Origin of the sequence: Mesorhizobium ciceri biovar biserrulae WSM1271 (assembly GCF_000185905.1) — a bacterium.
Lineage (GTDB): Bacteria > Pseudomonadota > Alphaproteobacteria > Rhizobiales > Rhizobiaceae > Mesorhizobium > Mesorhizobium ciceri.
Genome location: NC_014923.1, coordinates 448,677 through 468,505, shown reverse-complemented (window position 1 = coordinate 468,505; position 19,829 = coordinate 448,677). Strand labels below are relative to the sequence as shown.

Annotated in this window: 19 protein-coding genes; 9 read left to right on the top strand and 10 right to left on the bottom strand. The window is 63.7% G+C overall.

Annotation, left to right across the window (positions count from 1 at the left end; genetic code table 11):
- Position 1: 1 nt before the first annotated feature.
- From MESCI_RS02120 to bcoG, 3 genes are read right to left on the bottom strand one after another with little or no spacing between them, the layout of a single operon-like run.
- Positions 2 to 1,105 carry a carnitine 3-dehydrogenase gene (locus MESCI_RS02120; protein ID WP_013528295.1) on the bottom strand — a complete coding sequence of 368 codons (1,104 nt, stop codon included), beginning with the start codon at positions 1,103 to 1,105 and terminating at the stop codon, positions 2 to 4.
- The gene (locus MESCI_RS02115) at positions 1,102 to 1,731 is read right to left on the bottom strand and encodes an HD domain-containing protein (protein ID WP_013528294.1); all 630 of its coding nucleotides are present in this window, start codon (positions 1,729 to 1,731) and stop codon (positions 1,102 to 1,104) included. The genes MESCI_RS02120 and MESCI_RS02115 overlap by 4 nt, the downstream gene beginning before the upstream one ends.
- Before the next feature lie 22 nt (positions 1,732 to 1,753).
- Complete coding sequence (gene bcoG, locus MESCI_RS02110) at positions 1,754 to 2,671, bottom strand: 3-dehydrocarnitine:acetyl-CoA trimethylamine transferase BcoG (protein WP_013528293.1); 918 nt, start codon at positions 2,669 to 2,671, stop codon at positions 1,754 to 1,756.
- 77 nt (positions 2,672 to 2,748) lie between these two features.
- Between bcoG and MESCI_RS02105 the strand changes: the two genes are divergently transcribed.
- Positions 2,749 to 3,729, top strand: coding sequence for a GlxA family transcriptional regulator (locus MESCI_RS02105; RefSeq protein ID WP_013528292.1), 981 nt, complete (start codon positions 2,749 to 2,751; stop codon positions 3,727 to 3,729).
- Between the two features lie 11 nt (positions 3,730 to 3,740).
- On the opposite strand, the gene MESCI_RS02100 is transcribed toward MESCI_RS02105, so the two are convergent.
- The 3 genes from MESCI_RS02100 to xylA all read right to left on the bottom strand — a co-directional run bounded on the left by MESCI_RS02100 (position 3,741) and on the right by xylA (position 6,249).
- Positions 3,741 to 3,950 (bottom strand): hypothetical protein, encoded by a 210-nt coding sequence (locus MESCI_RS02100; RefSeq protein ID WP_013528291.1) that lies wholly within the window; start codon positions 3,948 to 3,950, stop codon positions 3,741 to 3,743.
- 260 nt (positions 3,951 to 4,210) lie between these two features.
- Positions 4,211 to 4,687 carry a GNAT family N-acetyltransferase gene (locus MESCI_RS02095; protein WP_013528290.1) on the bottom strand — a complete coding sequence of 159 codons (477 nt, stop codon included), beginning with the start codon at positions 4,685 to 4,687 and terminating at the stop codon, positions 4,211 to 4,213.
- A gap of 236 nt (positions 4,688 to 4,923) precedes the next feature.
- The gene (gene xylA, locus MESCI_RS02090; protein ID WP_013528289.1) at positions 4,924 to 6,249 is read right to left on the bottom strand and encodes a xylose isomerase; all 1,326 of its coding nucleotides are present in this window, start codon (positions 6,247 to 6,249) and stop codon (positions 4,924 to 4,926) included.
- Positions 6,250 to 6,361: 112 nt separating this feature from the next.
- Here xylA and MESCI_RS02085 point away from each other — a divergent pair, with 112 nt between their 5' ends.
- Positions 6,362 to 6,724 carry a nuclear transport factor 2 family protein gene (locus MESCI_RS02085; protein ID WP_013528288.1) on the top strand — a complete coding sequence of 121 codons (363 nt, stop codon included), beginning with the start codon at positions 6,362 to 6,364 and terminating at the stop codon, positions 6,722 to 6,724.
- A gap of 32 nt (positions 6,725 to 6,756) precedes the next feature.
- Here MESCI_RS02085 and xylB read toward each other — a convergent pair whose 3' ends face one another.
- Complete coding sequence (gene xylB / locus MESCI_RS02080; RefSeq protein ID WP_013528287.1) at positions 6,757 to 8,211, bottom strand: xylulokinase; 1,455 nt, start codon at positions 8,209 to 8,211, stop codon at positions 6,757 to 6,759.
- 82 nt (positions 8,212 to 8,293) lie between these two features.
- Positions 8,294 to 9,616: a tetratricopeptide repeat protein gene (locus MESCI_RS02075; protein ID WP_013528286.1), complete on the bottom strand. Its 1,323-nt coding sequence runs from the start codon at positions 9,614 to 9,616 to the stop codon at positions 8,294 to 8,296.
- Positions 9,617 to 9,841: 225 nt separating this feature from the next.
- On the opposite strand from MESCI_RS02075, the gene MESCI_RS02070 reads away from it, so the two are divergent.
- A complete protein-coding gene (locus tag MESCI_RS02070; protein ID WP_013528285.1) occupies positions 9,842 to 12,631 on the top strand; it encodes an autotransporter family protein in 2,790 nt (929 codons plus the stop codon).
- A 52-nt stretch (positions 12,632 to 12,683) separates the two neighbouring features.
- Here the strand turns inward: MESCI_RS02070 and MESCI_RS02065 are convergent, their stop codons facing one another.
- Positions 12,684 to 13,307, bottom strand: coding sequence for a LysE family translocator (locus MESCI_RS02065; RefSeq protein ID WP_013528284.1), 624 nt, complete (start codon positions 13,305 to 13,307; stop codon positions 12,684 to 12,686).
- A 96-nt stretch (positions 13,308 to 13,403) separates the two neighbouring features.
- Positions 13,404 to 13,526: a hypothetical protein gene (locus tag MESCI_RS33015; RefSeq protein WP_013528283.1), complete on the bottom strand. Its 123-nt coding sequence runs from the start codon at positions 13,524 to 13,526 to the stop codon at positions 13,404 to 13,406.
- 238 nt (positions 13,527 to 13,764) lie between these two features.
- Between MESCI_RS33015 and MESCI_RS02060 the strand changes: the two genes are divergently transcribed.
- The 6 genes from MESCI_RS02060 to MESCI_RS02035 all read left to right on the top strand — a co-directional run bounded on the left by MESCI_RS02060 (position 13,765) and on the right by MESCI_RS02035 (position 19,824).
- On the top strand, positions 13,765 to 14,532 hold the full coding sequence (locus tag MESCI_RS02060; RefSeq protein WP_013528282.1) for a L,D-transpeptidase: 768 nt from the start codon (positions 13,765 to 13,767) through the stop codon (positions 14,530 to 14,532).
- Between the two features lie 100 nt (positions 14,533 to 14,632).
- Positions 14,633 to 15,799 (top strand): diphosphate--fructose-6-phosphate 1-phosphotransferase, encoded by a 1,167-nt coding sequence (locus MESCI_RS02055; protein ID WP_013528281.1) that lies wholly within the window; start codon positions 14,633 to 14,635, stop codon positions 15,797 to 15,799.
- 35 nt (positions 15,800 to 15,834) lie between these two features.
- On the top strand, positions 15,835 to 16,554 hold the full coding sequence (locus MESCI_RS02050) for an MBL fold metallo-hydrolase (RefSeq protein ID WP_013528280.1): 720 nt from the start codon (positions 15,835 to 15,837) through the stop codon (positions 16,552 to 16,554).
- A gap of 245 nt (positions 16,555 to 16,799) precedes the next feature.
- Complete coding sequence (locus MESCI_RS02045; RefSeq protein ID WP_013528279.1) at positions 16,800 to 18,320, top strand: DegQ family serine endoprotease; 1,521 nt, start codon at positions 16,800 to 16,802, stop codon at positions 18,318 to 18,320.
- A gap of 149 nt (positions 18,321 to 18,469) precedes the next feature.
- Complete coding sequence (locus MESCI_RS02040) at positions 18,470 to 19,081, top strand: sulfite oxidase-like oxidoreductase (protein WP_013528278.1); 612 nt, start codon at positions 18,470 to 18,472, stop codon at positions 19,079 to 19,081.
- A complete protein-coding gene (locus tag MESCI_RS02035; RefSeq protein ID WP_013528277.1) occupies positions 19,078 to 19,824 on the top strand; it encodes an FAD-binding oxidoreductase in 747 nt (248 codons plus the stop codon). The genes MESCI_RS02040 and MESCI_RS02035 overlap by 4 nt, the downstream gene beginning before the upstream one ends.
- Positions 19,825 to 19,829: the final 5 nt, after the last annotated feature.

Here is a 19,829-nt window from a genome sequence, read left to right as displayed (position 1 = left end):
CTCAGCCTTTCTTCTTGCCGGTCTTTTTCTTCGGCTTTTCGGCTTTCTTGACCGGGTTCAAGGCTTTGGCCTTCTCGGCCGCCTTGGAGGCCATGGGCTTCTTCGCCGCCAGCTTGGCCAGCTGCCTGGTATAGTCCTTATGCAGCGCGCCGGCGCCCCAGCCCTTGCCTTTGTTTTGTTTCGACAGCGCATCCATGATGGCGACCAGATTGTCGTCGCGGATCTTTTCCAGCTCGCGGATCGACAGCCCATGCGCCTGTTCGTCCGACTGCGTGGCGATCAGGTCGACCAGTTCGTCGTTGAACTCAGGCACGTCCATCAGCTTGGTCCATGGCCATTTCAGGCACGGCCCGAACTGCGCCATGAAATGGCGCATGCCGGCCTCGCCGCCGGCGACGCGATAGACCTGGAACATGCCCATCTGCGCCCAGCGTAGGCCGAAGCCGTAGCGCATGATGTCGTCGAGTTCCTCGACCGTGCAGATGCCGTCCTTGATCAGCCAAAGTGCCTCGCGCCATGCCGCTTCGAGCAGGCGGTCGCCGACGAAGGCCTCGATCTCCTTGCGGATGACGACAGGCTTCATGCCGATCGAGGCATACATCTCCTTGGCGACCTCGATCGCCTCGGGGAAGGTCTGCTCGCCACCGACGATCTCCACCAGCGGCAGGAGATAGACCGGATTGAACGGATGGCCGACGACCAGCCGCTCCGGATGCTTCTTCATCGCCACCTGCATGTCGGTCGGCTTGATGCCGGAAGTCGAGGAGCCGACAATCGCGTTGGCCGGCGCGTGAGCGTCGATCTCGGCCAGCACGCGGTGTTTCAGGTCGAGCCGCTCCGGCACGCTCTCCTGGATGAAATCGGCATCGGCGACCGCTTCGGCGATGGTCTTGGCGAACGTCAGCTTGCCCTCTTTCGGCAGGCCGCCGGGCACCATCTGCTTATAGGCGCGGCGCGCGCCCTTCATCACTTCGCCGACCTTGCGCGACGCCTCGGGATCGGGATCGAAGATCGACACGTCGATGCCGTTGAGCAGCAGGCGCGCCACCCAGCCGGCGCCGATGACGCCGCCGCCGATGGCGGCTGCCTTGTTGATGATGCTCATGCTGAAGCTCCGGTTCTTGTCGCGGCGGTTGCGGGATCGATGAGGGGTACGCGCTCGCCGGCTCGGATCACCGAGGGATCGTAGGCCTTGCGGGCAAAGACTTCGAGCACGAAGGGCCGGAAGAATTCCATCGACAGCGTGTCATAGTCGGGGTCGAAGCTGGACTGGTCCCAGCGTTCGCAAAACTGGTCGCAATCGTCGAAATAAGCATGGCCGGCAAAGCGGTCGCGGGCGTGGCGGTTGCCGCCGAGATGATGGGCATAATAGAGCCGCTGGAAGTCGCCATGCTTTTCCACCACCCAAGTGCACTGCTCGCGCACGAAAGGTTTCAGGATCGAAGCGGCATATTCGTCGTGATTGTAAGGCGCATAGATGTCGCCGATGTCGTGCAGCAGCGCGCAAGCGATCCAGTCGGTGTCTGCGCCGTCGCGCCAGGCACGTGTCGCTGCCTGCAGCGAATGGCCGAGCCGGGTGATCTTGTAGCCGGAAAGACCCGCGTCGAGCTGCACCAGCGCGTCGAGCAGCCGCTCGCCGGTCCTGGCCGCATAGTCGATTTCATGCGCGGTCAGGAATTCGTAGTCGTCCCGGTCGCCATCCTTCATCGCGGTGAATTTTACGGTAGTCATGCCGACCCTCCCGACGAATAATTTATGCCGCGATCGGCGCCCGCTTGGTGAGGTTGAGCTTCTGCCGTACCTCTTCCGGCCCAAGGATTCTGGCGCCGAGATTGGTGACGATGCTGGCGGCGCGCTCGACCAGCTGTGCGTTGGTGGCCAGCACGCCCTTGTCGAGCCACAGATTGTCCTCCAGCCCGACGCGGACATTGCCGCCGGCCAGCACCGCCGCCGCGGCATAAGCCATCTGGTTGCGGCCGATGGCGAAGGCCGACCAGTTCCAGGTCGACGGCACATTGTTGACCATGGCCATGAAGGTGTTGAGATCATCAGGCGCACCCCACGGCACGCCCATGCAAAGCTGCACCAGCGCATCCGGGTTGAGCACCTTTTCCTCGACCAGTTGCTTGGCGAACCACAGATGGCCGGTGTCGAAAGCCTCGATCTCCGGCTTGACGCCGAGCGCCGTCATCATGCCGCCCATGGCGCGCAGCATGCCGGGCGTGTTGGTCATGACATAGTCGGCCTCGGCGAAATTCATGGTGCCGCAGTCGAGCGTGCAGATTTCCGGCAGGCATTGGCGCACATGTTCCATGCGGTTGGTGGCACCGCCCATGTCGGTGCCTTTTTCGTTGAGCGGTAGCGGCGCTTCCGGCGATCCGAACACCATGTCGCCGCCCATGCCGGCGGTCAGGTTCAGGATGACGTCGACTTCTGCCGCGCGGATGCGCTCGGTCACTTCGCGATAGAGATGCACGTCGCGCCTCGGCCTGCCGGTCTCGGGATCGCGCACATGGCAATGCACGATGGCGGCGCCCGCCTTGGCCGCATCGATGGCGGAATCCGCGATCTGCTTGGGCGAGCGCGGCACATGCGGGCTGCGGTCCTGCGATCCGCCGGACCCGGTCACGGCACAGGTAATGAAGACCTCACGGTTCATCGCAAGCGGCATGGAACTCTCCTCCGAAAGAAATAGACCTCAACAATGCCCGACTTGCCGGAAACTGTTTTGCGTTTTACGAAGCTTCCATGACGAAAAGCGAAAAACCAACGATCTTTCGCGCCGAGCGCTCGCCGCTCAAGGTGACGCTGCTGGTATTTTCCGGTTCGTCGATCATGTGCGTCGCATCCGCCGTCGATCCACTGCGCGCGGCCAACCGCATCTCCGGCGAGACCCTGTTCGATTTCAAGCTGGTCTCGGTGACCGGCGAGGCTCCAGTCACCACTTGCGGCCTGCCGGTGGCGGTCGGCGGCCGCTTCGATGCGGGCGAGTCGACCGACGTTCTTGTCGTCGTCGCCGGCTTCGGCACCCAGAACTATGCGACATCGGCTCTGTTATCCGGCCTGCGCCGGGCCGCACGGACAGCACGCGCTTGCGGCGGCGTCGAAGCCGGCACCTGGCTGGTGGCGCGCGCCGGCCTGCTGGAAGGACGCAGCGCCACCACCCATTGGGAAGACATGGAGGATTTTTCCTCGGCCTTTCCCGGCGTCGACGTGCGTCCGGACCGTTATGTCATCGACGGGCCGGTGTTCACCTCGGGCGGCGCGTCGCCGACCTTCGACCTGATGCTGCATCTCATCCGCACGAGGCTCGGCATGGCCGTCGCGCTCGATGTCGCCAGCGTCTTCATCTACGACCAGGCGCGCGCCGCCACCGACGCACAGCCGCTGGTCTCGCTCGGCCGGCTCGATGGCTACGATCCGCGGCTGGCGCAAGCGATCCGGCTGATGGAAGCGCATGTCGACCAGCCGCTGACCATTGAAGCGGTGGCCAAGCGCGCCGGCGTGACGGCACGGACGCTGGAGAGCATCTTTCGCAAATCGATCGGCGAGACACCGGGCGCCTATTACCTCAGGCTGCGCCTGGGCGCCGCGCGCCGGCTGGTGGTCGATACAAGGATCGCCATGGCCGATATTGCCGGGCGGACCGGATTCTCATCCGCCGCGGCGTTTTCAAGAGCGTTTTCAAGGGCTTTCGGCGAAGCGCCGGTCAGGCTGCGCCGGGGCTGACTATGATAGAATCAGGCAGCGTTCTGACGGTCGCTGCCGCCGTCGATCTGCGAGCGCATTTGCTTGGCAAGATGGGTCTCGAAACGGCTGGCCACAGCGCGATCCCATTCGTTCGAGCGGCGCGTGCCGTCCTTCGGATGCGGCATTGCCATCAGCCGGTCGATGATCGATCCAGCCTCGCCAGGTGAGAGCAGGGCGTCGATTTCACGTTCGTTCTGCATATCGGTTCGCCTCCTTCTTCCTCTCCCGCCACGAGCCACTCTTATACGAGATTCGTGACGGCAGTTTGAAGGCAAGAGCGAGGTCATTGAAGGGCGTCGAAGGGCAAAACCATGTCGCTGGACCGGGCCATGCGCAAAGCTGTTCCTGCGCCCAGGCAGGTCAGGTCAACGAGAAATCTATTGTTGGATTGCGCAATTCCCAAGGCAAAGCGCTGTACGCTTTTCCCGGGGAAACCGGTACCCACTTTTCCTGGAATTGCTCAAAGCCGCTTTTCGAACAGCACCGTGGTGAAGCCACTGTCCCATTCGTCATCGGGATAGCGGCTTTTCTCGATATAGCCGACCGCTTTGTAGAGTGCTTGTGCGGGCAGGTTGAACGTGTCGGTCTCCAGCCGCGCCTGCGCCAATCCGGCCGCACTGACCGCCTGTTCGGCATGGGAAAGCAGCTTGCGGCCGACACCTTGGCCTTGACGGGATGCCATCACGTGCAGGGCCTCGATGAAATCCGCGCGCCAATGGATCAAGCCGGCGACCTCGCCATCGATCTCGGCAACGGCGAATTCAGGCCAGCTCTGGTCGACATAGCGCCCGCCAATATCCGTCTCGACATAGCGTTGCGCGGCTGCTTCGGTGATGTTCGGCAGCCAGGTGCCTTCGAAGGTTTCCTGCAGCACCTGCTTCAGCGCCGGAATATCGCTCGCCTGCGCCGGGCGCACAATGATTCGATCCTCTGCCATTTCCGTCTCCTGCCAATGCATGTCGCCCAAAGTGCACAGCGATTTGGGACGACGACATGCCGCCGCACGGGTCCTCTTTCGGTGACACGTGTAGCGTCCTGGTCTCACGCAGGCTGCCGAAGATCTGTGCGATCCTCGGCAGCTTGTCGCGAAGTGGGCTGACTAGCAGATGGCGATGGCGGCGGCTTTCAGCCAGTGGCGCCGGATGTCGGTCCAAAGATGAAGCGGCGCTCGCCCTACACGTAGCGGTTGACGATGTTTTCCAGCAGTTCCTGGCGGCCGGACCTCGGCTGCGGCTCGATCTTCTTCTTGACGACACGCTCGGCGATATCCTCAAGCGTGCGCTTGCCGGCAAGCATCGCCTTGCCCTCGGCCGTGTTCCAGCCGGCATAGCGTTCGGCCAGCGGCGCCGACAGTGCCTTGTCCTCGACCATGCGCGCCGCGGCTTTCAGGCCGCGAGCGCAAGAGTCCATGCCGCCGATATGGCCGATCAGCAGGTCCTGCGGATCGAGCGACTGGCGGCGCAGCTTGGCGTCGAAATTGGTGCCGCCGGTCTTGAAGCCGCCAGCCTGCAGGACTTGGTAGTAGGCCAGTGCCATTTCCGGCACGTTGTTGGGGAACTGGTCGGTGTCCCAGCCCGACTGGTAGTCGTTGCGATTCATATCGATCGAACCGAAAATGCCGAGCGCATTGGCCAGAGCCAGTTCGTGCTCGAAGGAATGGCCGGCCAGGATGGCGTGGCCCTGCTCGATATTGACCTTGACCTCCTTCTCCAGCCCGAAGCGCTTGAGGAAGCCGTAGACCGTGGCGACATCGTAATCGTACTGATGCTTGGTTGGCTCCTGCGGCTTCGGCTCGATCAGGATCGTGCCCTTGAAGCCGATCTTGTGCTTGTAGTCGACGACTATGCTGAGGAACCGGCCGGCCTGTTCCTGCTCGCGCGCAAGGTCGGTGTTGAGCAGGGTCTCATAGCCTTCGCGCCCGCCCCACAGCACGTAGTTTTCGCCCTTCAGCCGCTTGGTGACGTCGATACAGCTTTTCACCGTCGCCGCCGCGTAGGCAAAGACATCCGGATCGGGATTGGTGGCCGCGCCCGACATGAAGCGGCGGTTGGAGAACAGATTGGCGGTGCCCCAAAGCAGCTTGACGCCGGTCTGCTTCATCTTGCCCGCGAAGTAGTCGGCGATCTCATCGAGGCGCGCCGCACTCTCGGAAAAATCCTTGCCTTCCGGCCGTACATCGGCGTCGTGGAAGCAGAAGTAGGGCGCGCCGAGCAACGAGAACATCTCGAAGGCGACGTCTGCTTTCAGTTTTGCCAGCTCCATCGTGTCGACGCCGCCGGCCTTGGGAAACCACGGCCGGTCGAAAGTCTGGCCGCCGAACGGATCGCCACCCGGCCAGGCAAAGGAGTGCCAGTAGGCAACGGCGAAGCGCAGATGATCTTCCAGCCGCTTGCCGGCGACGACCTCATCGGGATTGTAGAACCTATAGGCCAGCGGATTGGTCGAATCCGGCCCTTCATATTTGATCTTCTGGATGTCGCCGAAAAATCCACTGCTCATGATTTCTGTCCTCTCACAAAGTTCTGACGCCATTACCTCAGGCGTAATTGGTTTCACGCCGGCGCTGGTTGAAAAGGGTCATGTCAAAGCCACCAAACGAAGGAGACAGACCATGACCGACCTCACCAAGATCGCTAAAAACTACATCACCGCCTGGAACGAAAGCGATGCCGGCCGCCGGGCCGAATTGCTCAAGGCGACCTTCACGGAAGACGTCAGCTACCGCGATCCGCTCATGCAGGGTGATGGCCATGAAGGCGTCGCGGCTCTGATCGACGGCGTGCAGCAGCGCTTTGCCGGTTTCCGGTTCTCGCTGAAGGGTACGCCGGACGGTTTTGCCGACAAGATCCGCTTCTCGTGGAATCTCGGACCTGAGGGGACGCCTTCGGTGATCGAAGGTACCGACATCGGAATCATCGAGAACGGCCGCCTCAAAAGCGTCACCGGTTTTCTCGACAAGGTGCCGGCGCAGTGAGCCGGACAGCCGCGGCGTGGGCGAAAGATCGCTCACGCCGTGGCGACCTTGATTGCCGGATAAAGCGCCCGGTAGCGCTGATAGGCATCGGCATAGGCGCCGCCGAGCGCCGCATCCGGTTCGATAGTTGCGTCCGTCCTCGGGGCCGTACAGATTTCGAGCGGATCGGCACCCGTCGCCGCGATCAGGCCGAGCCGCGCGGCACCAAAGGCGGCGCCGAAGTCGCCGTCGGCAGGAATGTCGACAGGCAGTTGAAGCGCGGTGGCAATCGCCTTCAACCAGTAGCGTGAGCGCGAACCGCCGCCGATCGCCGTCACCCGCGTCAAGGCTGTGCCGGCCGTGGCCAGCGCTTCGAGGCTGTCGCGGAAGGCAAAGGCTACACCCTCCAGCACGGCCTGGGTCAGCACGGCACGGCTCGATTGATGCGCCAGCCCGGTGAACGCGCCGCGAATGGCGGAATCATTGTAGGGCGTGCGCTCACCCGAGAGGTATGGCAGGAAGGACACGCCGCTCGGCGCCTTCAATGTGTCGCCGAGCTCAGTGGTCAACTCGCCGGCGCTCTTCCCGGTGATTTCCGACAGCCAGTTGAGCGAATCGGTTGCCGACAGGATGACCCCCATCTGGTGCCAGGTGTTCGGAAGCGCGTGGCAGAAGGTGTGAACCGCGCTAGCCGGGTTGGGCAGGTAGGAAGCGTTGGCGGCAAACAGCACACCCGACGTGCCGAGCGAAACAAAAGCGTGGCCGGCGCCAACCGTGCCCATGCCGCAGGCCGAGGCCGCGTTGTCGCCGGCGCCACCGGCGATCGGAATGCCGGCCTGGACGCCCCACTTCGATGCCAATTCGCTGCGCAATGCGCCTGCCTTCTGCGTACCCTCGACCAGCGACGGCATCTGCTTTTCATCGAGCGATGTCGCCGCGAGCAAATCCGCACTCCAGCGCCGCTTGCCGACATCGAGCCAGGACGTGCCGGCAGAATCCGACATTTCCGAAATGTGCTCGCCCGAAAGCCAGAGCCGCAGGAAATCCTTGGGCAGCAGCACTTTTGCGACCTTGGCGAAGACAGCGGGCTCGTTGTTCTTCACCCAGGCCAGTTTCGGCGCGGTGAACCCGGGAAAGACGATGTTGCCGGTCAAGGCGCGGAAACGCGGATCGGCATCGAGGACGGCGGCCTCGGCATGGCTGCGCGTGTCGTTCCACAGGATGCAGGGGCGCAGCACCTTGTCGGCGGCGTCAAGCAGCGTGGCGCCATGCATCTGGCCGGACAGGCCAATGCCCTTGACTGCCGCGAGTTCATGCGGATGGGAGGATTTGAGCTCGGCGATTGCGTCTTCGCAGGCCCGGATCCAGTGCTCGGGATTCTGTTCCGACCAGCCGGGGTGCGGCCGTGAAACATCAAGCGAACCATGGCCGGAACCGATGACGGTTTGCCCGGCATCGATCAGCAGCGCCTTGACGCCCGACGTCCCGAGATCGAGGCCCAGATACATGTCTTCCTCCCACGCCAGTTAATTTTTTCGGGTCTCGAAAAAATCTGGCTTGGCCAGTTTTTAAAACAAGATCCGCTTCGGGTCAATTCTCCGACAAATCGGCGGCGCGTCGCACAAACAGCGCTGACAGCGGACTGTCGGGCCGCGCCATCGAACGCTCCGCCGTGAGCGCCTTGGCCAGCGCACCCTCACCGGCGCGCAAGGCCGCCTCGATCAGCGTCAGGTCGATGACGTCGCGCTGGGCGTGGCTGCCACCGAAACGATGTGCGATCGCCCGGATCGGCCGGATCAGGCGCGCGGTCTCGGCGTAGCTGCCCTCACCGAATGCCTTGATGGCGAGCGTCAGCGGATGGCCGACATCCCGCGTGAAAGCCGCATTGTCGTCGCTGCCACGCATGGCCTCGCGCTGAGCCTCGAGCAAGGCGAGGGCCGGCGCATCTAACCCGGCACCCACGAAGGCCATCATCGCGTGGGCGTCGTTGAAGGCATAAAGACCCGCTCCCGCCTTGCCCCAGTTGGCGGCGAGTGCCGCCCAGCGGTCGCCGACATCGACGCCGCCGAGGTGGAGCCGCCACAGGATTGCCGAGGCATCGACCATGTTGAGCGCCATCGTCGATTGCACGCTGTAGATAGGGCCGTCATAGAGGGCCAGCACCGCGTCGGTCTCGCCGAGATCATAGTGGAACAGCGCCAGGTGCCACCAATTGTGGACCTGCAGGAAGCTCTCCCGTGTCCACGCTTCCGGATTGGCGCGCATCCAGGCAATACCATCCCTTTGCCGGCTTTGCATCTCCATGACATGGGCGACGGCGTGCTGCGCCCAGCCGTCGCGCGGCTCGATGTCGACTGCCTCGCGGCCAAGCTGCTCGGCCCTGACATAGTCACCCATTTCCTCCAGCCCGAAAGCCTGCATGCCGAGCATGGCGTGGTAGCCGGGCATGCCGCTTTGCCACGAAGGCAGGGCACGAGCGATGCGGTCGCGCAGCATGCGGGCATTGCCGGTGAAGAAATCGATCTGGTGGCCGACCTGCAGCGCCAGCCCGTCGCGCGGGGTCTCGATGGTGATGTCCTCGAGAACGCGGCTGGCCTCATGCCAGCGCCCGCTGGCGAGATGGCCAAGGGCCGAGACATGCGCCCGCTCGCGCGTGGTCGCGGCAAGCGGCAGCGAGGCATCATGGCAAGCCTTGGCCACGGCCGTCGCCTCCCGCTCGGTGGCGAGGCCGAAGAGATATCCCTTGAAGACATGGGCCATGACGAAGCCGGGATCTTCCGCGATGGCGCGGTCGACGGAGGCTACGGGATCGCCGATGAAGCACTGCAGTTCACGCACTGCCTGGCTGTAAGGCGTGAATCCCGCCTCCGTCGCGCCCGAAAGTGCCAGGCCGAATGCGTCCCTGGTTGCCATGCGATGTCCTTTTATCGACCCGTGACAGGCCCTTGATCCTTCGGCCCAAACCGATCCTAAAGCATAGGCCACGGACGCGCCAACCGTGCGCTACGCCAGACCTTTCAGTAGTCTTTGCAGTTTAGCAACCATGCGGGGCAGATTAGGCTTTGTAAAATTGAATGAATTGTGTCTTCATTGCGGCGGCTGGCGGGGGCTGGAAATCGCGAATCGAGAGGGGACGCGATGCGGCATGTGAAGAACTCGCTTCCGAACAGTCGTTCGGCGGATGCGCAGGTGACAATTGCTTCGCAACGGCGAAAGCCGCATCCGTTACATCCGTGGCTTATTAGCATCCTCTCAACTACAGCTTTTGCGTTGCTGCCCAACTCCGCCGCGTTTGCCGCATGCGTGCTGGCTCCATCCGCCGGAAACACCGTCTACACCTGTGACAGCGGCGACTCAGGCGGCAGCCTCACCGATCTCGACGGCGACAACACGCTGAATTTTCCCGCCGGCGGCACCGGGCAGATATCAGGTAATGTGACCTTTGGCGTCGGCACGGACCGCATCGACATGCAGTCAGGCACCATAACCGGCGCCGTCGATCAGGGTGGCGGCACGGATTTCTTCACCATTGGCGCGGGCACCGTCGCCGGCAATGTCCAGCAGGGCGCCGGCATCGACGACTTCAACATGAGCGGCGGCCAGATCGGCTCGCTCAACCAGGGCGACGGCCTCGACACCTTCACCATGACCGGCGGACGCATCGTCGATTTCTTCGACGATGGCGACCACGCCGTGATGACCGGTGGCCGCATCGGCCGGGTCAACATGAAGCTCGATCAGAACTATTTCAACATGTCAGGCGGCACCATCGACCGCAACCTCGTCACCGGCTTCGACAAGGACACGATCATCCTGTCGGGCGGCACCATCGGCGGCAACATCAGCGTCAGCGGCGGCAATGACAGCGTCACGGTCACCGGCGGCACGGTCGGTGGCGATATACTGATGAGCTTTGGCGCCGACAATTTCGTCTGGAACGGTGGCGGCATCATCTATGGTTCCGTCGATCTCGGCGGCGATAACGACACCGCCAGGCTCAGCAACCTCACCAATGCCAATCTCGGTGCCACGGATGCCATATCAGGTGGTGCCGGCACCGATGCGCTGACCCTGGACAACGTCAAACTGGATGGCGTCAGCCGGCTCCAGAACTGGGAAAGCATCGACGCCACCAATGACACCCAGCTGACGATGGACAGCAATCTGGTGCTCGGCGACAGCGGCACCGGCACGGGTTCGCTCAGTGTCGATGCCGCAAGCACGCTCTACGGCGGCGGCTTCAATGCGGCGATCCAGGCGTTTACGGCAGGCCAGCTGGCGCAGGTCACCAATGCCGGGCGCATCGACCTGACCAATGGCAGCACCGGCGCCACCGACAGCCTGACGATTTCGGGCAATTATGTCGGCCTGGGTGGCCTGCTGCTTATCCAGACCGAGCTCGGTGACGATTCCTCCGCATCCGACAAGTTGGTCCTGTCGAGCGGAACGGCTTCCGGTTCGACCGGCATCTCCGTGGTCAATCTCGGCGGCGCGGGGGCTGCGACCACGCAGGACGGCATCATGGTCGTCCAGGCAATCAACGGCGCCACCTCGGGCGCCACGACATTCGCGCTCGACGCCCCGGTCGCCGCCGGGGCCTTTGAATATTATCTGTTCAAGGGCGGCGTCAGCGCCGGCAGCGAGGAGAACTGGTACCTGCGCTCGACGCTGAACACGCCGGCCCCGCCGGCCGCAGCCCCGCCGGCGCTGGAGCCTGCTCCGCCGCCGGCACCTGAGCTGCCGGCGGCCGAACCGCCGCCGCCGCCGCCCATCGACCCTGCGCCGCCGCCTCCGCCGGAATCCACCCCCGGCGATCCCGATCCGGTTGATCCGGCGCCGCCGGTCGTGCCGACCGATCCGCCGCCCGCGACACCACCGGCACCACCACCGGCACCAGTGGCGGATCCGCCCCCGCCACCGCCGGTGGTGCCAACTGAGGTGCCCGACCTGCCGACACCGGCGGCGGGCGAGGAAATCCTGCTCTATCGCATCGAGGTTCCGGTCTATTCGGCCTTGCCGCCGGTCGCCGAACATCTGGCGATGACGACGCTCGGCACATTCCACGAACGGCGCGGCGAGCAGAGCCTGTTGTCGAACACCGAGCTGTCGCCGGTCTGGGGCCGCATCTTCGGTCAGGACAGCAAGATGGCCTATTCAGGAACGGTATCGCCGTCCTTTGACGGCACCCTGTTCGGCCTCCAGGCGGGCTTCGATCTGTTCGGCCGCGAAACCGCGTCGGGCCAGACCGATCGCGCCGGCCTGTTCGTCGCCTATGCCAGCATGAATGGCGACGTGCGCGGCCAGGCGCTGGGCAGGGACAATCTGTCCGTCGGCAGCATGGATATCAACGGCACCAGTATCGGCGGCTACTGGACCCGGATCGGTCAGGGTGGCTGGTACCTGGACGGCGTCCTCATGGCCACCTTCTTCGGCGGCAACGCAACATCGTCGCGCGACATTGGCATCGACGTCGGTGGGACCGGCGTCACCGCTTCGCTGGAAGGCGGCTATCCCATCGCGCTGGCGCAAGGCTGGACGCTTGAACCGCAGGCGCAACTGGTCTGGCAGCAATTGTCGCTCGACGATGCGTCGGACCGCTTTGCTTCGGTTTCCTTCGATACGGACGGCAGCGTGACCGGCCGGCTCGGCGCACGGCTGCAAGGCGAAACAGCGATCAATGGCATGGCGCTGCAGCCGTATCTCAAGGCCAACATCTGGCACGATTTCGGCGGCACCAGCCATGTCAATTTCGACACCACCGACATCTCGACCGAGGGCAGATCGACCTCGTTCGAGTTCGGCGGCGGCGTGATTGCCAAGGTGACGGACAAGGTCAGCATCTTCGCCACCGGCGACTACACCACCAATCTCGGTGGCGACAAGCGTCGGATCCTCGAAGGCAATCTGGGCTTCAGCGTCAAATGGTAAGGCCGGTCATGATCCCGAAAACCAGTTTCGGGATCATGATCAAAAAGACAGCTTAATTGCTGGAACGCATCGCCATCGTGGCGATGCCGGCGCCGACCAGCAGCGTGCCGCCGGTGCGGTTGAAGATGCGGATCGCCTTGGGATTGCGCACCACGTTGCGTGCGCGTGCCGCGATCAGCGCATAGCCGAAGGCATTGGCGAAGGCGAGCGCCAGGAAGGTCGTCTCGAAGATCAGCATCTGCGTCCAGAAATCGGCGTGCCGGTCGAGGAACTGCGGCAGGAAAGCAACGAAGAACGTGATGCTTTTCGGGTTGAGCGCGGTGACCAGCCAGGCGTGCGCCATCATCTTGGCCGAGGAGACCGCGTCGGTGCGCGGTTCGGCCTTCAACGCGCCGCCGGCGCGAAACAGTTTCACGCCAAGATAGATCAGATAACCGGCGCCGATCAGCTTCAGGATGGTGAAGACGGTCGCCGAGGCCGCCAGCAGCGCACCGATACCCAGCATCGACAACGTCATCGCAGTGAAATCCCCCAACGCCACGCCGACGGCCATCGGCAGAGCGGTACGCCAGCCCTGGCCCAGCGCATAGGACACGACCAGCAGGATGGTCGGACCTGGAATGATGAGAAGGATCGTCGATGCGGCAGCGAAGGCGGCCCAGTTTTCGAAGGACATGCTCGTCTCCTTTGAGCTTAAAGAAGAGGATAAATCCTTAGGCCCGGGAGAATGTAAAGAGGCGATTTCCCTAACTGCGCCAGCGGCAGATCGGTGTCAGTTCGCGCCGCTCAGCGTGCTCACTATATCGGCCAGGCTGACATTGGCACCGAGAACGGTTGCCGCCGCGACAATGGCAGCGGCAAAAAGCTTGATGTCGGTTTTTAAGGTCTTGCACATGGAGGCCCCTCGCTGATGGTTCGAGGAGTAGGAGACGCCGGCGCCGGGAATATGACTCGACCGAGGTCTTTTTGTGCAGCAGCCTTCGTTCAAGTTCAGGCAAGAACGTCGAACATCGCCAAGGCCATGCGCAAATGCAGGCTGTGCAAGGTCTTCACGCTTTATCAACCATGAATGAGGAAAATGCCTGCTATCCGGCCGGACCGTGCTTCCCGCCGACAGCGTAGGGTCTGGGTATATGCGTGAGTTGCCTCAAGGTCTGACGCCGCCGCGAAATGGCGACGCAATCGAAACCGATCATCATCTTTCCCGCCGCGCCATCCTGTCCGGGGCAGGGGCGCTTGCGCTGCTGAGCGCCGCCGGTTGCTCGACCTCGGGCGGCGGCCTGCCGGCGCTCGAGCTCGACGACGTCACCACGGGTTCCGTGCGGCCGATCCGGCCAAGCATCAGCGTCGACAAGAACGTCACCAGCCCCGGGGTCATGTATGCCGGGCTGACCGACGGCGGCTTCAACGTGCCGGAAGTGCCATATCTGAAGGTCAAGCCGGAATTCCGCCGCCAGATCGTCGTCGACACGACAGGCGAGGCGCCCGGCACCATCGTCGTCCATCTCAAGGAGCGCATGCTCTATTTCGTCCAGCCGGGCGGCGATGCCATCCGTTATGGCGTCGGCATCGGCAAGGACGGTTTCCGCTGGTCCGGCCGCGCCAACATCCAGTACGGCAGGGAATGGCCGACCTGGACGCCGCCGCCGGAGATGATCGCCCGCAAGCCTGAACTGGTGAAATGGCAGGCCGGACAGCCCGGCGGCCTCACCAATCCGCTCGGCGCGCGTGCCCTCTACATCTACCAGGACGGCAAGGACACCGGCTATCGCATCCACGGTTCGCCCGAATGGTGGAGCATCGGGCAAGCGATGTCGTCGGGCTGCGTGCGCCTGATCAACCAGGACATCATCGACCTCTACAGCCGCGTCTCCAAGAAAAATCCGGTCGTCGTCGTCTGACGCTTATGCGGCGTGTTGGCGCCGCTCGAAACTCCCGTTGCGCGATGCGACAAGACAGGCCAAGGTGCCTTGAAAACCATCGCGCCGGGAGAAATCAAGCATGGCTGGAACGTTTGTCATCGCGCAGGGCGGCGGCCCAACCGCCGTCATCAACCAGACGGTTGTCGGGGCGACGCTGGAGATCCGCAAGCGGCATCCCGGTGCCAAGGTGCTGGGCTCGATCCATGGCGTGCGCGGCATCCGTGACGGCAATTATGTCGACCTTTCCGCCATTCCGGAAGACCGCCTGCGGCTGATTGCCGGCACGCCGAGCGCCGCCCTCGGCTCGACGCGCGACAAGCCCGACGCCGCCTATTGCGATGTCATCCTCAACGGCCTGAAGAAGGCCGGCGCCGACGCCTTCATATATATCGGCGGCAACGACACGTCGGGTACCCAGCAGATCCTGACCGACGCTGCCGGCGGCTCAATTGCCTTTGTTCATGCGCCAAAAACCATCGACAATGATCTCGAGGAAAACGACCACACGCCGGGCTTTATTTCGGCGGCCGAGTTCGTCGCCGGCGCCTTCCTGTCCGTCGATCTCGATTTTCGCGCGCTGCCCGGCATCTATGTCGGCATCGTCATGGGCCGACATGCCGGCTTCCTGACCGCGGCCGCGGCTGCCTGGCAGCTCGACCCCGACAGCGGCCCTCATCTCGTCTACGTGCCCGAGCGCCCATTCTCGGCCGCTGGCTTCATCGACGACGTGCGTGCCACGCTCGATCGCCACAAGCGCTGCATCGTCGCCGTTTCGGAAGGCGTCAGCACCGCCGACGGCAAGGCATTGGTCGAAAGCCTGGTGCCGCCGGACAAGCTTGAGCGCGACGCGCATGGCAACGTCAAGCTGTCGGGCAGCGACCTGCCGGCCGCACTCGAGCGCGCGTTGGCGGAAGGCCTGCCCGGCAAGCGTGCCCGCGTCGACGCGCTCGGCTACATGCCGCGCGGCTATATCGGCGCCATCAGCGCGGTCGACGCGCAGGAGGCTTTCGATGCCGGCGCTTTCGCCGTCACCGTCGCCGAACAGGGCGGCGGCTCGGTGGCGCTGCAATATGACGGCACCAGAACGGTGCTGAAGAAAGTGCCGCTCAAGAACGTCGCCGGCAAGACCCGCCACATGCCTGACGATTTCATGAAGCCCGACGTCAATCAGCTGTCGGATGCCGGCATGGCCTATCTCAAGCGGCTGGTGCCGGAAAAGTACAAGGTCGGGAAGCCCTTCGTCTGATGCCCGGCTCACTTCGTATGCCGGACTCACACTTGATGCCGGGCTGGTTCAGCAGGAGCGTGGTCGACGGCAAGACGACGATGCTGACCGAGCCCTTCGTGCATGCCTATGTTCGGGCCAATATCTGGCATCTGCGCGGTCGCGATGCCGACCTGCTCGTCGACACCGGTATGGGCATCTGTCCGCTGGCGCCGCAGATCGAGACGCCGCAGGGCAAGCCGTTGCTGGTCGTTGCCACCCACATCCATCTCGACCACGTCGGCTCGCTGCATGAATTCCCGTTGCGGGCCGGGCCAAGAATGAGCGCGGCTCGGTTCGAGACCATGGATGAGGCCGCGACTTACGCCTACATGTTCCACGACCTCGAGGGTGCCGTCTCGAAACTGCCGGCGCCCGGATGGAAGTCGGCCGACTACAGGATCCCGCCCGCGCCGTTGACGCGAACCCTGGACGAGGGCGATGTCGTCGATCTTGGCGACCGGCAATTTCGCGTGCTGCATTTGCCGGGCCATTCACCGGATTCGATCGCGCTGTTCGACGAGGCCGACGGACTGTTCTTCAGCGGCGATGCCATCTACGACGCCATGCTGATAGACGACCTGCCGGATTCCGACCGGGCCGCCTATATCAGTACGATGCGGCGCCTGCTCGACCTGCCGATCCGTATCGGTCATGGAGGACACGGACCGAGCTTCGACGGCAAGCGCATGCGCGAGATTGCTACGGCCTATCTCGGACGAACCGCCGGTGGCTGAGGCTCCAGCGAGGCAGCAAGGCGTGACCCGACGACTTTGTGACCCTGCCGCCGTGCGGATATTAAATCTTCGTAAGGTCGCCCGAAAACCCTAAATCGGGCCAATCCGCGCCCTAGATGCAAGGCCGTCGATCCGGTTGGCTGCCATGTAGGCGAGACGGGCAATTGCAACCTCGACACGCCGATGACCGATTTCCCGCATGGGAGGCCACGGCGCTGGATCAACTCTCGCCCGGACAAACGACCATGTCAGATATCCTTCGTAGGCATCGCGTCGCGGCCTTGCTGGGCGCTGCGCTGATCATATCCCCCTTCGTCATGTCTTTCGCCCAAAGCGCGGGCAACACCGTTCCGACGACCCAGACACCTGTCGCCGGCATCACAGCGCCCAATGGCTCGTTCGCACCCATCGTGGCCGCCGACAAGCCGGCGGTGGTGACGGTCACCACCGTCATGAAGGCACAGCCTGAAACGATGAGCGATGCCTCTCCTTTCGACGGCGGCTCGCCTTTCGACGACTATTTCCGCCAGTTCTTCGGTGACCAGGGCATGCCGACGCCCAAGACGCCGCCGCAACAGCAACCGCAGCGCGCCGAGGCGCTGGGTTCCGGCTTCATCGTCGCCTCCGACGGCACCATCGTCACCAACAATCACGTCATCGATGGGGCCTCTTCGATCAAGGTGACGCTCGACGACGGCACCGAACTTCCGGCCAAGCTTGTCGGGCGCGATGCCAAGAACGATCTCGCCGTGCTGAAGATCAAGTCGGACAAACCCCTGCCGACCGTCAAATGGGGCGATTCCGACAAGCTTATGCCAGGCGACCAGGTGCTGGCCTTCGGCAACCCGTTCGGCATCGGCACCACCGTCACGGCAGGCATCGTCTCGGCGCGCGGCCGTGACCTGCATAGCGGCCCGTTCGACGATTTCATCCAGATCGACGCGCCGATCAACCACGGCAATTCCGGCGGTCCGCTGGTGGATGTCGCGGGCAATGTCGTCGGCATCAACACGGCGATCTATTCGCCCAATGGCGGCAGCGTCGGCGTCGGCTTTGCCATTCCGTCGGACCAGGCCCAGAAGGTGGTGGCCAAGCTGATGAAGGGCGGCTCCATCCAGTACGGCTATCTCGGCGTTCAGATCCAGGAGGTGACACCGGATGTCGCGAGCGCCATCGGGCTCGACCATCCCGGCGGCGCGTTGGTTTCAGAGGTCAATGACGGCTCGCCGGCGGCCAAGGCCGGCATCGAGACGGGCGACGTCATCACCAGCTTTGCCGGGCAGGACGTGAAGGACCCCAAGGACCTGTCGCGGGCGGTCGCCGATGTCGCGCCGGGCGCCACGGAAACGGTCGACGTCTGGCGCAAAGGCAAGCCGATGCGGATTTCCGTCGATGTCGGCCAGAACAGCGCCGATGCGAAGACCGCGTCGCTGGATGACGGGTCCGACACGCCCAGCGCCGGGCGCGCTCCGGCGATAGGGCTCGGCTTGATGGACATAACGCCCGACATTCGCCAGCAGATGAACCTAGCCGGCAAGCAGCACGGCGCGGTGGTTGCCAGCGTCAATCCCGACAAAGCTGCCGCCGCTTCCGGAATACAGGCCGGCGACATCATCGTTGCCGTCAATCAGGTGCCGGTTAAGAACGCCAGGCAGGTAACCCAGGCAATCGCGCAAGCCGGCAAGTCTGGCCGCAAGTCGGTGCTGTTGCTGGTCGAGCGTGGCGACGCTCAGATCTACATCGCGGTGCCTTTTGCCAATGGCTGAGAAATGACGTTGACGTGAACGGGACCGGCAGGGTTCGTCGGCGACGATCCCCTCCGGCCTCTGCCCGTCAAGATTTTGGTTGCCCGCCACGACATCTTCGAGAACATTGCATCAGGCTGATGTCGGCCCGATGCAGGGAGATTGCCGCGATGGTCACCCGAGGTTTCTCTTCAGGACGGCGCCCGCCAACCGATGACGATGCCCGCATCCCGCCCGGCCAATATCTGGAACAGGGTTTTCCGGTGCTGTCGGCCGGTCCGACGCCGCGCGTGCGCACCGAGGATTGGTCTTTCACGCTGAAACATGGGCCACGGCCGATCAAGAAATGGAATTGGGCCGAGTTCAACGCGCTGCCGTTGACCAAGATGACGCGCGATATCCATTGCGTGACCGCATGGACCAAGTTCGACACGCCGTGGCAGGGCGTGCTGGTCGACGATATCCTTGCCGACGCGGGTGTGGAGCCGCCGACCGGCTTCACGCTGGCGCACGCGTTCGACGGTTACACCACCAATGTGCCGGTCAAGGATCTCACCGCCGGCAAGGCCATGGTCGCGCTGCTCTACGAAGGCAAGCCGATCACGCCGGATCATGGCGGCCCGGCAAGGCTGCTGGTGCCGCATCTCTATTTCTGGAAGTCGGCCAAATGGCTGAACGGCCTGCAATTCACCTCGCGCGACGAGCCCGGTTTCTGGGAATTGCGCGGCTACCATATCTATGGCGACCCATGGCGCGAGCAACGCTACACGAACGATCCATGAGCGATACGGCGGCAGTGCAGTCGCCCTGGCAAACAGCCGGCATCGTCCGCATCGAAAAGCGCACGCCGCGTGTCACCAGCTTCTTTTTTCAGCCGTCTCGGCCCTTCGCCTATCGCGCCGGGCAGCATGTCGACGTCAGGCTTACGGCGCCGGACGGCTATCAGGCGCGCCGCTCCTATTCCATCGCCTCCGCGCCCGAAACGAATGGCGCAATCGAACTGGCGATCGAAAAACTCGACGATGGCGAGGTTTCGCCCTTCTTCCACGAGGTCGCGGCAATTGGCGACGAAATCGAACTGCGCGGGCCGCTTGGCGGGCATTTCGTCTGGCCGAAGGATGAGAGTGGGCCGCTTGTGATGGTCGGCGGCGGTTCAGGCGTCGTGCCCTTGATGTCGATGATCCGCCACCGCGCCGCACGGAATTCAGCGGTGCCCGTCGTCCTGGTCTTTTCGGTCCGGGTCTGGGACGAAGTGATCTTTCGTGACGAGCTGATCGCCCTCGACGAGCGTCAGGACGGCTTCGAGCTGGTGCTGACACTGACCCGCGAAGCCGCACGCCGCCCGGCCGACTATGCGCGGCGGGTGGACGTCGCGATGATGGCGCAAGCCATGGCGCGGCTGCCCGAGCCGCCCGGTCTCGCCTTCGTCTGCGGCTCCAATGCCTTCGTTTCCGCGGCAGCCCAGGCGCTGATCGATGCCGGCGTTGCAGCCGAAATCATCCGCACCGAACGCTACGGAGTTTGAGCGGA

What these genes read in the sequence shown, in the direction of transcription:
- MESCI_RS33015 (WP_013528283.1), bottom strand. Translation starts at nt 13,526, where the DNA reads ATGTGCAAGACCTTAAAAACCGACATCAAGCTTTTTGCCGCTGCCATT.
- MESCI_RS02120 (WP_013528295.1), bottom strand. Translation starts at nt 1,105, where the DNA reads ATGAGCATCATCAACAAGGCAGCCGCCATCGGCGGCGGCGTCATCGGC.
- MESCI_RS02045 (WP_013528279.1), top strand. Translation starts at nt 16,800, where the DNA reads ATGTCAGATATCCTTCGTAGGCATCGCGTCGCGGCCTTGCTGGGCGCT.
- xylA (WP_013528289.1), bottom strand. Translation starts at nt 6,249, where the DNA reads ATGAGCAGTGGATTTTTCGGCGACATCCAGAAGATCAAATATGAAGGG.
- MESCI_RS02100 (WP_013528291.1), bottom strand. Translation starts at nt 3,950, where the DNA reads ATGCAGAACGAACGTGAAATCGACGCCCTGCTCTCACCTGGCGAGGCT.
- MESCI_RS02075 (WP_013528286.1), bottom strand. Translation starts at nt 9,616, where the DNA reads ATGGCAACCAGGGACGCATTCGGCCTGGCACTTTCGGGCGCGACGGAG.
- MESCI_RS02035 (WP_013528277.1), top strand. Translation starts at nt 19,078, where the DNA reads ATGAGCGATACGGCGGCAGTGCAGTCGCCCTGGCAAACAGCCGGCATC.
- MESCI_RS02095 (WP_013528290.1), bottom strand. Translation starts at nt 4,687, where the DNA reads ATGGCAGAGGATCGAATCATTGTGCGCCCGGCGCAGGCGAGCGATATT.
- MESCI_RS02070 (WP_013528285.1), top strand. Translation starts at nt 9,842, where the DNA reads ATGCGGCATGTGAAGAACTCGCTTCCGAACAGTCGTTCGGCGGATGCG.
- MESCI_RS02050 (WP_013528280.1), top strand. Translation starts at nt 15,835, where the DNA reads ATGCCGGGCTGGTTCAGCAGGAGCGTGGTCGACGGCAAGACGACGATG.
- MESCI_RS02040 (WP_013528278.1), top strand. Translation starts at nt 18,470, where the DNA reads ATGGTCACCCGAGGTTTCTCTTCAGGACGGCGCCCGCCAACCGATGAC.
- MESCI_RS02055 (WP_013528281.1), top strand. Translation starts at nt 14,633, where the DNA reads ATGGCTGGAACGTTTGTCATCGCGCAGGGCGGCGGCCCAACCGCCGTC.
- MESCI_RS02065 (WP_013528284.1), bottom strand. Translation starts at nt 13,307, where the DNA reads ATGTCCTTCGAAAACTGGGCCGCCTTCGCTGCCGCATCGACGATCCTT.
- MESCI_RS02060 (WP_013528282.1), top strand. Translation starts at nt 13,765, where the DNA reads ATGCGTGAGTTGCCTCAAGGTCTGACGCCGCCGCGAAATGGCGACGCA.
- MESCI_RS02115 (WP_013528294.1), bottom strand. Translation starts at nt 1,731, where the DNA reads ATGACTACCGTAAAATTCACCGCGATGAAGGATGGCGACCGGGACGAC.
- xylB (WP_013528287.1), bottom strand. Translation starts at nt 8,211, where the DNA reads ATGTATCTGGGCCTCGATCTCGGGACGTCGGGCGTCAAGGCGCTGCTG.
- MESCI_RS02105 (WP_013528292.1), top strand. Translation starts at nt 2,749, where the DNA reads ATGACGAAAAGCGAAAAACCAACGATCTTTCGCGCCGAGCGCTCGCCG.
- MESCI_RS02085 (WP_013528288.1), top strand. Translation starts at nt 6,362, where the DNA reads ATGACCGACCTCACCAAGATCGCTAAAAACTACATCACCGCCTGGAAC.
- bcoG (WP_013528293.1), bottom strand. Translation starts at nt 2,671, where the DNA reads ATGCCGCTTGCGATGAACCGTGAGGTCTTCATTACCTGTGCCGTGACC.